We start from the raw sequence: 13366 nt of genomic DNA, 5'->3' as shown, positions 1-13366 counted from the left end.
TTCGCATGGCAAAGCCCGGATACCGAGTGTTCGACACGAGGGTCGCCGAGATCCGGCGGCTGTCGCCGCACTTCGTGCGCGTGACGTTCCGCTCCGACGACCTGCGGGACCTCGGGTGGGACGGCCCCGACCAGCGCATCAAGGTCGTGCTCCCGCTCGCGTCGAGCGGATTCGACGACGTGCCGTTCGAAGGCGATTGGTATGCGTCGTGGCGCGCGCTGCCCGACGACCGTCGGAACCCCATCCGCACCTACACGATCCGGGCGACGCGCCCGGTGCTCGGCGAGCTCGACGTCGACTTCGTCTCCCACGGCGACAGCGGTCCGGCCTCGCGCTGGATCTCGGCTGCTGCCGTCGACGACCGCATGCTGATCATCGGTCCCGACGCGACGAGCGACGAGGAGTCGGGCGGGTGGGAATGGCACCCCGGCGCAGCGCGGACGCTGCTCATCGCGGGCGACGAGACCGCGGTGCCAGCGGTCGGCGCGATCCTCGAGCAGCTGCCCGCGGATGCTCGGGGAGCGGTGTTCCTCGAGGTGCCGGAGGCCGGCGACGCGCTCGAACTGCCAGCGCCGGCGGGCGTCGACGTGCACTGGCTCTCGCGCGGTGACGCGGCGGCTGCGCCGGCAGCGGAGGAGCGGTACGGCGAGCGCCTCGTCGAGGCCGTCATCGAGTGGGCGGACGCCTGGGTCGCGGCAGACCCCGCAGCCGCCGCCGTGCCGGCCGCGGCTCCCGCTGCGGCGCGTGAGCTGCCGACGCTCGACGACGACGAGATCCTCTGGGAGGTGCCGGCCGCCACCGACGACGGCGGGCTCTACGCGTGGCTCGCGGGTGAGGCCTCGGCGATCACGACGCTCCGACGCCACCTCGTGAAGGAGATCGGCGTCGATCGGCGCCGGGTCGCATTCATGGGGTACTGGAAGCTCGGCCGCGCCGAGGGGTAGGCAGGTAGCCGCCCGCCTCGAGTCCCGCCTCGATCTCGAAGCGGTTCTTCAGCGGGTCGCGCCCCGCGAAGAGGTAGAGCAGCGGGAAGAGCATGCCGTACTTCAGCCACTGCTCCTTGTGCACGGCCTCGTGGCCGAGCACTCGGTCGCCGGCGTTGCGGTTCGTGAGGTAGCAGCCGCCGACGCACGAGCCGCCCCGGCCGAAGGTCCACTTCGGCATGCCCGTGAACACGAGGAGTCCGTGCCGGCGCTCGATCGGGCCGGTGCTCCAGATGAAGCCCCAGGTGAAGCCGACGGCGGTCGCCCACCAGTAGCCGAGGCGGCTGATGGGGGAGTCGGTCAGGCGGATGCGGAGCGTTCGGTCGCCCGAACGCTCGGGGCGGTCGCCGGTCACGCCGCAGCCTCGCCGTCGGCGCGGTCGTCGTCGGATGCCTCGTCGTCGGATGCCTCGGCATCGCCCTGCGCCGAGGCATCCGCCGCCCCGGGTCGGCCGAGCGCCTCGAGCAGTCGCAACCAGACCTCGCTCATCGTCGGGAACGCCGGAACGGCGTGCCAGAGCCGATCGACCGGCACCTCTCCGACGATCGCGATGGTCGCCGCCTGCAGGAGCTCCGCGACGTCCTGACCGACGAAGGTCGCGCCGACGACGGTGTTCCGCTCGGCGTCGACGACGAGTCGAGCCTGCCCCTCGTAGTCGTCGGCGAGGATCCCGGCGCCGCTGACCGAAGAGAGCGAGACGTCGGCGACGCGCACCCGGCGACCGTCGCGCTCGGCCTCCGTCGCGGTGAGGCCGACCGAGACGGCCTCGGGCTCGGCGAACACGACCTGGGGCACCGCGGAGTGGTCGGCCGTCGCGACGTGCGCGCCCCACGGCGCCGTCTGTTCCGCCCGGCCGAGGGCGCGAGCGGCGACGAGGTCGCCCACGGCTCGCGCCTGGTACTTGCCCTGATGCGTGAGCAGCGCGCGGTGGTTGAGATCGCCCGCCGCGTAGAGCCACGGCTGCTCGTCGTTGCCGGTGGCCCTCGTGGCAAGCAGCGTGTCGTCGACGGCGACCCAGTCACCGGGTTCGAGGCCGACGGTCTCGAGGCCGAGCCGATCGGAGCGGGGCCGGCGCCCGGTCGCGACGAGCACCTCGTCGGCGGTGATGGTCTCGCCGCCGGCGAGGGTCACGACGACCTCGCCCGAGGCCGTGCGCTCGACGCGCTCGATCGAGGCATCGAGGCGAACGGATGCCCCGAGCCCTCGCAGTCCCTTCGCCACCGCTTGGCCGGCGAACGGCTCCATGCCGCTGAGCAGCCCGCTGCGCGCGAGCACCGTGACCTCGGTGCCGAACCCCGCGAAGGCGGTCGCCATCTCGACGCCGGTGACCCCGCCGCCGATGACGATGAGCCGTTCCGGCGGCTCTGCGACGCTCGTGGCGTCGCGGCTCGCCCACGGGGCGGACTCGGCGAGTCCGTCGATCGGCGGAATGACGGGATCGGAGCCGGTGGCGACGATCACGGCGTGGCGTGCCAGGTAGGCGACCTCCCCACCGCCGGTGCGTTCGACGACGACGCGGCGCACGCCGTCGAGGCGGCCGTGCCCCCGTTCGAGGCCGATGCCGATGCTCTCGAGCCAGTCGACGCCGCCCTGGTCGCTCCAGTCGGAGACCCAGTAGTCGCGCCGGGCGAGCACCGCCTGCACGTCGAGCTGTCCGGTGACGGCCTGCTTCGCTCCGTCGACGCGCTGGGCGGCACGGAGTGCGGCCGCGCTCCGCAGCAGCGTCTTCGACGGGATGCACGCCCAGTATGAGCACTCGCCGCCGACGAGCTCCCGTTCGACCAGCACCACCTCGAGTCCTGCCGCTCTCGCCCGGTCGGCGGCGTTCTCTCCGACCGGTCCGCCGCCGATGACGATGACGTCGACTTCGCGTTCCATCCCGTTCCCCTCCGGTGCCGGCGCGCGCCGACGGCCTGACCCCCAGCCTAGGCAGAAGACGGTACCGGAGGGGCGGTGATCAGCGCGTCGCGGCGTCGCCCGAGGTCAGCGCGCCGACCAGGCGCAGGATCGTGGGCAGGTCGTCGTCGGCCGCTTGCGGCGATGCGGGCGCGAAACCGGCGATCGCGGCGCCGGCGATCGGGAAGCGCGCGGCGACGGCGCGCACGAGCGCGACGAGTTCGGCGGCGCCGATGCCGAACGGCATCGGGTACGAGAGCCCCGCGAGGGCCGCGGGGTCGAGCACGTCGAGGTCGATGTGGATGAACACCTGCGACGCGCCCGTCGCTTCGAGGGCCGCGATCACGACCGAGGGGTCGGAGAGGTCTTCGACGGTGAGCGTCGTCACGTCGTGGGCCGCGATGAACCGGCGCTCTTCATCGTCGATGGCGCGGATGCCGCCGAGCACGATCCGCTCGGGCGCGACGCGCGTCTCGGGGTCGAGGGCGAGGCCGTCGGCACCCTCACCCGTGATCGCCCGCAAGGTCATGCCGCCGAAGCCGCCCGACGGCGACGACTCGGGGGTGTTCAGGTCGGGGTGCGCGTCGAGCCACAACACCGCGAGGTCGCCGTTCGCGCGTGCCGATGCATGGCCGACCGATGCGAGCGAGGCGCCGCAGTCGCCGCCGATCGTGAGCGCCCAGTCGGGGACATGCGACAACGTCGAGGCCGTGCGCTCCCGCACCCGCACCAGGGTGCTGTACCGCTGCACACCGGTGCCGAGCGATTCGCCGGCCTCGACGGGCACCTCGACGACCATGGTCGAGAAGCTCGGGAGGTCGCCGAGGATGGCGTCGGCGCCGTCGGCGTGGCTCATGGCGCGGGAGGAGACGGATCCCTGCCAGAGCGGGACCACCACGAACGTTGCGGGCATGTTGTCAAGTATCGCGCTCGCGGCCGGAATTCGGGTCCGGCTGGTCGGACACTCGAGTCCGCGTGCCGCGAACACGACACGGCCGCGCCGCGCGAATCCTCGCGCGACGCGGCCGTGGCGACTCCGGTCACTCGGAGTGGTTCGATCAGCCGCCGATGGCGCCCTGGCTCGAGCCGCCGGCCTTCAGCGCGGCGAGCCGGGCGTCGACCTCGGTGAGCTCACCGAGGTCGTCGAGCTCGTTGAACTGCGCGTCGAGGCTCGATGCGGCGAGCTCCGCCTGGCCGCGGACGACCGCCTCCTCGCGGCGGATCTTGTCTTCGAAGCGGCCGATGTCGCTCGTCGGGTCGAGGATGTCGATCGACTTGACGGCGTCGTGCACCTGCTTCTGCGCCTGCGCGGTCTTCGCGCGCGCGACGAGCTCCGAGCGCTTGTTCTGCAGCTGGACGAGCTTCTCCTTCATGCCGTTCAGGCCCGACTTCAGCTTGTCGACGACCTCGGTCTGCGCGGCGATCTGCGGCTCAGCGGCCTTCGCCTCGTTCTCGGACGAGATCTGGCGGCTGAGGGCGACCTTCGCGAGGTTGTCGAACTTGTCGGCGCCCGACGCGTCGCCGGACGAGCGCAGTTCGTCGCCCTTTCGGCTCGCGGCCACGGCCTTCTCGCCCCACTCGCGTGCGGCCTCGACGTCTTCGCGGTGGTCGTCCTCGAGGAGGCGCAGGTTGCCGATGGTCTCGGCGATGGCGGCCTCGGCGTCGGCGATCGAGTTGGTGTAGTCGCGCACCATCTGGTCGAGCATCAGCTGCGGGTCTTCGGCCTGGTCGATGAGGTTGTTGACGTTGGCTCGCACGAGCTGCGAGATCCGTCCGAAGATGGACTGCTTGGTCATGGTGGTTCCTTTCGTGGTGATCAGGGTTCGGTCGTGCCGGTTCGTGGTCGGCCGTGGACTGCGGCCGTCCCGCGGTTGGTCGAGTGGATCAGAATCGGCCTCCGCTTCCGCGCCGCGACCGGGTCGCGGAGCCGCCGAAGCTGCCGGCCGAGCGGCCGCTGCTGCGCCCGCCGCCGAATCCTCCGGACGAGCGCCCGCCGCCGAAGCCGCCGCCCCCGCCGCCACCGAGGACGGAGTTGATGAGGATGCCGCCGAGCACGGCGCCGAGGACGTCGCCTCCTCCGCCGGACGAGCCCGCGCCGGTGCCGCCGTAGCCGCCCATGCCGCCGCCGTAGCCGCCGACGTCGCGTTGCGCGAACGACATGGCCTCCGCTGCGAGCCGCTCCGCGCGTTGCGCGGAGGCGAGTGCGGCGGCGGGGTCGGCCGTTGCGGCGCCTTGAGCCTCGACGAGCAGTCGGCCGGCCTCGGCGAGGCGGGTACGCGCCTCCGCGCCGATCGCTCCGCGGCGGGCGACCAGGTAGTCCTCGGCGGCCTGCACCTGGGATCGCGCCGTCGTGAGCGATCGGGAGAGCTGCGCCTGCACGCGAGCGGCCTGCTCGGCGGCGTCGCGCACGCTCGTGATCACGGCGTCGATCTCGGCGTCGACCTGTTCCAGCTTCGCCTGCAGCGCGATCGGATCGCGGCCGGGAGCGCTGATCGCCGCGCGCAGGGCTGCCGACTCGGCGGCCACTCGATCGGCGACCGCCGACGCTTCGGCGTTCGCCAGGCCCCGGGCGGTCGCGACGTCTCGGTCGAGCTCGTCGACGCCGGCGGCGACAGCGGCGTCCGCCGCCGCGAGATCGGCGGCGTGCCGCTCGACGGCGGCCGTCAGCAGGTTCGTCTGGTCGACGGATTCCTCGGCCGCGCGGATGCCGACCGCCGCCTGGGCGGCATCGCCCGCCGCGACATCCGTGCCCGCGGCCGCGAGCGCCTCACGGGTGAAGCCGACGCGCGACCGCGCCTGCGTCAGGTTGTCGCTGACGGGTGCGACGGCGGATGCCGCGTACTGCCCGCCGAGCGCGGCGAGACGCTGCTCGGCCGGTGCGATGGTCGCCTCCGCCGCGGCGGCCGCCGCCTGCACCCGTGCGAGCTGCGCGGGGGCGTCGCGTTCGAGCGCTCGCAGCTCGTCGAACTGCTCGGCCTGCTCGTCGAGCATGGCATCGGCCTCGCCCGTGAGCCGGATGATGCCGCCGTACCATTCGCGGCGCTCGTCGTCGGTGTCGGGCGTGGCGTCGTCGAGCTGCTGCTGCAGCGTGAACGCCTGGGCGACCTTGGCCTTCGCGGCGTCGAGCGCGGCGCGGAAGGACTCGGTCGAGGCTTCGCCGTACGAGGCGACCGCGAAGCCGAGCTCCTCTTCGCTCGTCTTCACCGCATCGTCGATCTGCACGAGGGCGCTGCCCGCCTGACGGCGCAACTCGTCGATCGAGGGGAGCGGCACTTGGCCGGCACCGCCCTCGCCGGCGCCCGCAGCGCGCTTCTTCTTCCGCCGTGCCAGCACGATCGCGATGATCACGACGATGACCGCGGCGATGACGATGAACCAGACGAAGCCCCAGCCGCTGCCGCCGCTGCCGCCGGCCGATCCGTCGGCGATCGCGTTCGCGCCCGCAATCGCGGCGCCAGCCCAATCCTCATCGCGGAGCTTCGGCTCGATGACGTCTTGGGCGATGCGGTCGACCTCGTCGAGACTGATGCTGCCGTCGACGGGCGGGTTGAGGTCGTAGCCGCGGCCCTCGACCGCGACGACGAGCAGGTAGTCGTTGTTCCCGAGTCCGTTGGCCGTCGCGGTCTCGAAGGCCCACTCGGCGGCTGCCGAGGGATTCGTGAACTCGTCGACGTATGCGACGAAGAGCTGGCGCCCGCTGCGGTCTGCGGCGGCGTCGAGCGCTGCGACGACGTCGGCGGTCTCGCCCCCGAGCGCATCCACGGTGTCGACGACGGGGGAAGAGGTGAACGAGACGGGGTCTTCAGCCCATGCGAGCCCGGTCGCGCCGGTTCCGATCGCCACTCCGGCGACGATCGCGAGCGTCGCGGACCACTTGCGTACTGCGTGCATGCACCAGTGCCTTTCCCCCGTCCGAGCGGACGAATCCGAGTCTATGGGGAGGCGCAGCGCCTCGTCCACGATCTGATGTGAGTGTCAGTTGCGGCCGGGTCGCTCGGCAGCGTCGCGCTCGTCGGCGCGTTCGAGGAGCCCGGCCACGAGGCCGCCGAAGAACCCGTCGCCGCCGGGTTCGCGGTCGAAGAGACGCCCGCCCGAGGCCGGAGTGCCGGCCACGTCGTCGCGTGCGATGGCCATCGCACGCCGAGCGAGGTGCGCCGCGGCATCCGCCTGATCGCGGGCGTCTCCGGGAGCGAGGTCGGCGCGTGCCGCGCCGGCGAGCACCTCGCGCGCCTCGACCAGCAGCACGGCGGCCTCGTCTCGACGAATGCGGGCGGCACCGTCGACGGGAACTGCCGCGAGCGTGTGCTCGGCGGTGCCCACGAGCATCCGAGCGGCGGCGAGGGCGCTCGACCGTTCGGCGAGCACGCGCTGCGACAACTGGCCGGCACTCGTGCCGGCACGGATCTCGGCGTCGATCGCGGCATCGGCCCGCACGACGCGTCGTCCGAGCGCGAGGGGGTTGCGCCCCGCCGCCGCGAGCGCCTCCCGGAGGGAGACGGCCTCGGCGGCGAAGTGGTCGGCGACGGAGCGCATCCGCTCGCCGTCCATCGCGCGGGCGAGCTCGATGTCGCGCTCGAGTGCGGCGATGGCGTCGGCGACCGCGAGGTCGTTCGCTGCGAGCGACGCGAGATGAGCCTCGGCGGCGGCGACCCGATCGACGGCCCGCCCGAGATCCGCCCGGGTCGAGGTCAGGCGTACCGCCGCAGCGGTGCCGACTGCCGTCGCCGCGGGCGCCGAGATCTCCGCTCGCGCATCGCCGAGTGCGTTGCGCGCCGCAGCGAGGGCGGTCGCGGCGGGGTCGAGGGCGTCGGGGTCGTAGCGGTCGGCCGCGTCGGCGAGTCGGGCCGTCGCGCGGGCGAGGTCGCGGTCGGCCGCCGCGAGCTCGCCGATGAGCGACGCGCGCTCCTCGACCGCGCGGGCGCCGAGCGCGCGCAACTGCTCGAGCGAGCGGGCGTCGCGGTCGAGGGAGGCATCGACGGCGGCCGTGAGGCGGAGGATCCGCTCGTAGGCCGCGCGCCGTTCGGCGACGGAGGTCGTCGTGAGGCCCGCGTCGCGCTGCAGCGCGAATGCCTCGGCGAGCTGCTCCCGCGCGTCTGCGTGCGCCGCGCCGAGCACGGCGGCCACCTCGTCGCCGTCGAGTGCACCCGCGTAGTCGACGTCGGCGGCGGCAGCCGTGACGCGGTCGTCGGATGCCACGAGCGCGAGCCCCGCCCGACGCTCGAGCTCCTCGAGTCCGACGGTCGGCGGCGCCTGGGCCGCGCGACGGCCGCTCGGCGCGAGCTCGCGCCGCTTCGCCCGGGCATCGAGCAGGCGGAGCACGATCATGGCGACCACCACGCCGCCGACGATGAGGAAGGGGAGGAGCCGGTCGAAGCTCCACGGATTCATCCAGCCGAGGGGAGCGGCCATGAGCTGCAGTGCTCCGGTGCTGACGTGCATGCGCGAGGCCTTCCTCGTCGGGCGAGTGCGACCAGCCGAGTCTACGGGCGTCGCCGCCTCCGCAGGGGCGTACGGGAGAAGCCCCGGCGAATGGCCGAGGCTTCTCGAACTCCCGTGCTGGATGCCCGACGCGAAGCGCCGGCACCACCACTCACAACGTGCCCCCGGAGGGATTCGAACCCCCGACCTACGGTACCGGAAACCGGCGCTCTATCCCCTGAGCTACGGAGGCGCACAGCTAGAGACATTACCACTTCGCGGGGCTCGTGCCCGACCCGTCGCGCGGCAGCGGGCCGGGTCAGGAGAGGCTCAGGCGGGCGACCGTGCCGAGCAGGTCGTCGCGCACCTTCGCGGTCAGGAAGGCGCGTGCGCCGTGCAGGACGGGGTCGTGGTCGATGCGCGTCGCGACGACCTCGGGGTACCACCTGCTGATGCTGCGGATGCCCCGTTCCACGGCTTCCGCGAGGGGCTGGCCGCCGACGATCGCCGTCGGCCCCGCGAGCACGAGGCGGCCGGGGTCGAGCGTCGCGATGAGCGGCAGCGAGATGTGCGCGACGCGCTCGCCGATCTCCTCGACGATCGCGGCGCGGTCGGGGCTCGCGGCGATCGCCTCGAGCGCCGACCGATGGTCGGTGTCGTCGAGTCCGTGGGCGGCCGCGATGCGGCGCACGGCCACTGCGCCCGCGAGGTCCTGGCTCGTGACGGCGTGCTCGTCGAGCGCCTGCGCGGCGGCCGACAGCGGGAGGAAGCCGATCTCTCCGGCGCCGCCGAAGCTGCCGCGGTGCAGGTCGCCGGCGACGTCGAACGATGCGCCGACGCCGTTGCCGAGCCAGAGCAGCGCGAAGACGTCTCGGCCCTCTCCCGCCCCCGACTCGCGTTCGGCGATCGCCGCGAGGTTCACGTCGTTCTCGACGAAGACCGAGACGCCGAGCTCGGTCTCGAGCGTGTGCCGAAGGCCGCTGATGGGCCAGCCGGGGAGCGTCTCGCTGAAGAGCGTTCCCTCTTCGCCCGGGTCGACGTAGCCGGCGGTGCCGATGCAGACCGTGTGCACGACCGACGGGTCGGTGCCTGCGGCCTCGCTCGCGGCATGGATCGCCGCGGAGACCTCGCGCACCGCGTCGCGCTCCGCCGCGTCGCGGGAGAGCGTCGTGCGGATGACCGGACGCTCCCCACCCGCCGCGTCGACGACGGAGGCCCGGAGCTCGTCGGCTTCGATCGCGATCGCGACGCCGAGGGGACGATCGGTGCGGGCGGCGTACAGCGTGGCGCTGCGGCCGGGGTTGCCGGCGACCTGCCCGCGCTCCTCGACCACGCCCGCGGCGATCAACCGGGTCATCATCATCGAGGCGGTGGGCTTGGACACTCCCACGAGCTCGCAGATGCGGTTGCGGGTGAGCGGCCCGTGGTCGAGCAGCGCCGAGAGTCCGACGCGGTCGTTGACCGCACCGAGCCACGAGGGGGTGCCCTGTGCCGATCTCATCGTCGCTCGTCGCGTCTCATCGTCGCCGGCCGCGCGTCAGGCTGCCGGGAGGTTGCCGAGCACGTCGGCGACGAGCTGGCCGGCATCGCCGGGTTCGAAGAGCGCTGCGGAGCGGACCACGATCCAGTAGGGACCGCTGAAGACCTGCACCTCACCGCTGCCCGCGGCCTGCGTGAAGTAGCCCTCGAGGGTGGGAGGAGTGCCATAGGTCGGCACGGGGGTCGAGTCCATCGCGGCGTCGCTCTGGTGGGCGAGCAGTGCGGCGGGCGGGGGAGTCGAGACGCCGACCTCGATGATCTCCCCGCTCGTCTGGTTCAGCCAGCCGCACGCGGTTCCCTCCTCGGCGACCACGGCGACGACGTGGTCGCCCGACGGTTCGAAGTCGGGGGCGGTGCCGAAGTTCGGGTTGAACGCGTACACCTGATCGGGCGTGAGCAGCGCATCGCAGTCGATCGCGAACGGCACGAGGGGCTCCGCGGTCTCGGTCGGCTCGGCCGATGCGGTCGGCGTCCCGCTCGCCTGCGGCGGTGCGGTCGTCTTCTCGGGGTCGGGTGCTTCGCCGGTGCATCCGCTCAACAGCATCACGGATGCCGCGACCACGAGTGCGACGGCGGCGGGGCGGGTGCGGGACAGATGGGGCGAGCGCAGCATGTGACGAACCTTACCAATGGCGGCGGGTAGGATTTGCGGGTGACTCCCGCCGACCTTTCGCACGCCCTGTACGCCCTCGTCCTCGCCATCGTCGAGCGACGTCGCGCCGCGGGTGACGAAGTCTCGTTCGGCCTCACCGAGAGCGACGTCGCCCTCGAGCGCCCGAAGAACCGGGAGCACGGCGACTGGGCCTCGAACATCGCGATGCGCGTGGCGAAGCCGCTCGGCGTGAACCCGCGCGAACTCGCGACGGAGCTCGCCGCAGGGCTGACGGACGTCGACGGCGTCGCGAGCGCCGAGGTGGCCGGCCCGGGCTTCATCAACATCCGCCTCGACGCCGCCGCAGCCGGTGCGCTCGCGAAGACCATCGTCGAGGCCGGCCCCGGCTACGGCACGAGCGACACCCTCGCGGGCAGCGTCATCAACCTCGAGTTCGTCTCGGCGAACCCGACCGGCCCGCTGCACATCGGCCACACCCGCTGGGCTGCGCTCGGCGACTCCATCGGCCGGGTCCTCCGCGCCGCGGGCGCCGAGGTCGCCAACGAGTACTACATCAACGACGCCGGCAACCAGATGGAGAACTTCGGCGCGTCCGTGCTCGCCGCGGCCAAGGGCGAGCCGACCCCCGAGGGCGGCTATCCGGGCGCCTACATCGGCGAGCTCGCCCGCCAGGTGCTCGAGCGCGAGCCCAAGCTGCTCGAGCTCGACGACGCCGTTGCGCTGCACACGGCGACCGAGATCGCCTACGAGCTGCAGCTCGCCGAGATCCGCGCCTCGCTCGCACGGTTCAACGTGCACTTCGACGTGTGGACGAGCGAGCGCCGCCTGCACGCCAAGGGCGACGACGGCCTCTCCGACATCGACACGGCCGTCGAGCGACTGCGCGCCCAGGGCCACGTCTTCGACCTCGACGACGCCGTGTGGGTGCGCACGACCGACTTCGGCGACGACAAAGACCGGGTCATCCGCCGGGGCAACGGCGTCTACACCTACTTCGCGGCCGACGCCGCCCTCTACCTCGACAAGGGCGACCGCGGCTTCGGCCACAAGATCTACCTGCTCGGCGCCGATCACCACGGCTACGTGCACCGCCTGAAGGCGCTCGCCGGCGCCGCCGGAGACGACCCAGAGCGCGACGTCGAGGTGCTCATCGGCCAGCTCGTCTCGATCAACGGCGCGAAGCTCTCCAAGCGCGCCGGCAACATCATCGAGCTCGACGACCTGCAGGCCTGGCTCGGCACCGACGCGCTGCGCTACACGCTCGGCCGGTATCCCGCCGATTCGCCCCTGACGATCGATCCCGAGATCCTGCAGCGCCGCACGAACGACAACCCCGTGTTCTACGTGCAGTATGCGCACGCCCGCACGTGCGCGGTCGATCGCAACGCGGCATCCGTCGGTCTCGACCGCTCGTCGTTCGCCCCCGAGCTGCTGACCCACGAGACCGAGTCGGCGCTGCTCGGCGCGCTGCAGGAGTTCCCCCGCATCGTCGCCCAGTCGGCCGAGCTTCGCGAACCGCATCGGGTCGCGCGCTACATCGAGGAGCTCGCAGGGCTCTACCATCGCTGGTACGACAACTGCCGCGTGCTCCCGCTCGGCGATGAGCCGATCGGCGACCTCCACCGCACGAGGCTCTGGCTGAACGACGCGACGGGCCAGGTCATCCGCAACGGCCTCGAGCTGCTCGGCGTGTCGGCACCCGAACGCATGTGACCCACCACCCCGACCCGGAGGCCCCGATGGCGAAGCACGGCGACGAGCACGACGCGGGCGAGGCCCCCGAGACGACGGCGCCCGCCGTACCGGTCGAGGCCGACGACGCGCAGCCGACGGCGGTCATCGACACGGGTGACGACGCGCTGGGCGCCACCGCGGTCATCGAGCCCGATGCCGCGGACGCGCAGCCGACCGAGGTGTTCGAGCCGTATGCGGCCGCGGGCGCAGCAGCAGGTGCCTCCGCCGCTGCCGTCGGTACGGCTGCCGCGACTTCGAACGATGCCGACGCCGGTGCGCCCCGTGAGCGGCGGGGGCTCGGTCGCGGCGCCCGCATCTGGATCGTCGTCGGCGTGGTGCTCGCGGTGGTCGTGGCGCTCGTCGTCGTGGCCGACATCCTCGCCCGCGGCATCGCCGAGCAGCGGGTCGCCGAGGAGATCGAGGCCAACCTGCCCGACGGCGTCGAGGGCGACGTCGACGTCGCCATCGGCGGGTTCTCGGTGATCGCGCAGTACCTCTCCGGCACCATGCAGCACGTCGAACTCGATGCAGCCGAGCTGACCGTCGACGGCACACCCCTCGCCGTCTCGGTCGTCGCGGAGGGCGTGCCGGTCGATCTCGCGTCGTCCGTCGATCGCCTGACGGCGACGATCACCGCCGATGCCGACGCGGTGAACCAGCTCGTCACGGTCGCGGGCGTCGAGACCGGGCTCACCCTCGGCGAGGGCACTGTCGGCTACGAAGGCCGCATCGAGGTCTTCGGACTCCCGATCACCTATCAGGTGACGGCCGCCCCGGTCGCCGCCGGCGGCTCGGTGCTCCTCGAACCCGAGGCCGTCGAGGTCGGCGCGGTCGGCGCATCCATCGACGTGTCCGGCATCGTCGAGCGGCTCCTCGGCGGCGACCCGCTCGAGGTCTGCATCGCCGACCGACTGCCCCAGGGCGTGCAGCTCGAGTCGATCGCGGTGACACCGGGTGCCGCGGCGGTGCGGCTCCAGGCCGACGGCCTCGTGCTCGACTCCGCGAGCCTCGAGCAGAAGGGCACGTGCGGATAGAGACCCCGTGCTGCCGCTCACGGGCGAGCGGCACTCGGCGGCAGCGGGAGCGGGCATGTCGAGTGCTCGATTCGGCTCGGCATACGCCCCTCGATAGACTCGCGGTACGCCGACTCACGAGGTCGACGCGCACAGCAGGCTTCAGGAAC

Annotated in this window: 11 protein-coding genes and 1 tRNA gene; 3 read left to right on the top strand and 9 right to left on the bottom strand. The window is 72.8% G+C overall.

Features of this window, described 5'->3' with window-relative positions:
* Positions 1 to 5: 5 nt before the first annotated feature.
* Positions 6 to 944, top strand: a complete 939-nt coding sequence (locus tag ACFCVM_RS14280; protein ID WP_375837171.1) for a siderophore-interacting protein — start codon at positions 6 to 8, stop codon at positions 942 to 944.
* On the opposite strand, the gene ACFCVM_RS14275 is transcribed toward ACFCVM_RS14280, so the two are convergent.
* The 9 genes from ACFCVM_RS14275 to ACFCVM_RS14235 all read right to left on the bottom strand — a co-directional run bounded on the left by ACFCVM_RS14275 (position 907) and on the right by ACFCVM_RS14235 (position 10449).
* Complete coding sequence (locus tag ACFCVM_RS14275; protein ID WP_375837170.1) at positions 907 to 1338, bottom strand: Fe-S oxidoreductase; 432 nt, start codon at positions 1336 to 1338, stop codon at positions 907 to 909. The two genes, ACFCVM_RS14280 and ACFCVM_RS14275, sit on opposite strands and share 38 nt — an antisense overlap.
* Positions 1335 to 2861: a dihydrolipoyl dehydrogenase family protein gene (locus ACFCVM_RS14270; protein ID WP_375837169.1), complete on the bottom strand. Its 1527-nt coding sequence runs from the start codon at positions 2859 to 2861 to the stop codon at positions 1335 to 1337. Before ACFCVM_RS14270 ends, ACFCVM_RS14275 begins: the two co-directional genes overlap by 4 nt.
* A 79-nt stretch (positions 2862 to 2940) precedes the next feature.
* Positions 2941 to 3792, bottom strand: coding sequence for an arginase family protein (locus tag ACFCVM_RS14265; protein WP_375837168.1), 852 nt, complete (start codon positions 3790 to 3792; stop codon positions 2941 to 2943).
* Between the two features lie 145 nt (positions 3793 to 3937).
* Positions 3938 to 4675 (bottom strand): PspA/IM30 family protein, encoded by a 738-nt coding sequence (locus ACFCVM_RS14260; RefSeq protein WP_375837166.1) that lies wholly within the window; start codon positions 4673 to 4675, stop codon positions 3938 to 3940.
* Between the two features lie 88 nt (positions 4676 to 4763).
* Positions 4764 to 6770, bottom strand: coding sequence for a TPM domain-containing protein (locus ACFCVM_RS14255; RefSeq protein ID WP_375837164.1), 2007 nt, complete (start codon positions 6768 to 6770; stop codon positions 4764 to 4766).
* A gap of 84 nt (positions 6771 to 6854) precedes the next feature.
* Positions 6855 to 8318 (bottom strand): hypothetical protein, encoded by a 1464-nt coding sequence (locus ACFCVM_RS14250; RefSeq protein ID WP_375837162.1) that lies wholly within the window; start codon positions 8316 to 8318, stop codon positions 6855 to 6857.
* Positions 8319 to 8477: 159 nt separating this feature from the next.
* Positions 8478 to 8550 (bottom strand) — tRNA-Arg (locus tag ACFCVM_RS14245).
* A gap of 66 nt (positions 8551 to 8616) precedes the next feature.
* Positions 8617 to 9798: an ROK family protein gene (locus tag ACFCVM_RS14240; protein WP_375837161.1), complete on the bottom strand. Its 1182-nt coding sequence runs from the start codon at positions 9796 to 9798 to the stop codon at positions 8617 to 8619.
* 36 nt (positions 9799 to 9834) lie between these two features.
* A complete protein-coding gene (locus ACFCVM_RS14235) occupies positions 9835 to 10449 on the bottom strand; it encodes an iron ABC transporter ATP-binding protein (protein ID WP_375837158.1) in 615 nt (204 codons plus the stop codon).
* 39 nt (positions 10450 to 10488) lie between these two features.
* Between ACFCVM_RS14235 and ACFCVM_RS14230 the strand changes: the two genes are divergently transcribed.
* The gene (locus tag ACFCVM_RS14230) at positions 10489 to 12162 is read left to right on the top strand and encodes an arginine--tRNA ligase (RefSeq protein WP_375837156.1); all 1674 of its coding nucleotides are present in this window, start codon (positions 10489 to 10491) and stop codon (positions 12160 to 12162) included.
* A gap of 26 nt (positions 12163 to 12188) precedes the next feature.
* Entirely contained in the window at positions 12189 to 13217 is a 1029-nt protein-coding gene (locus tag ACFCVM_RS14225; protein WP_375837153.1) for a DUF2993 domain-containing protein, read from the top strand.
* Positions 13218 to 13366 lie beyond the last annotated feature (149 nt).

Source organism: Agromyces sp. NPDC056389 (assembly GCF_042262385.1).
In the GTDB taxonomy this organism is placed as follows: domain Bacteria; phylum Actinomycetota; class Actinomycetes; order Actinomycetales; family Microbacteriaceae; genus Agromyces.
The sequence above is the reverse complement of the archived record's forward strand: the minus strand, read 5'-3'. Positions and strand labels throughout refer to the sequence as shown.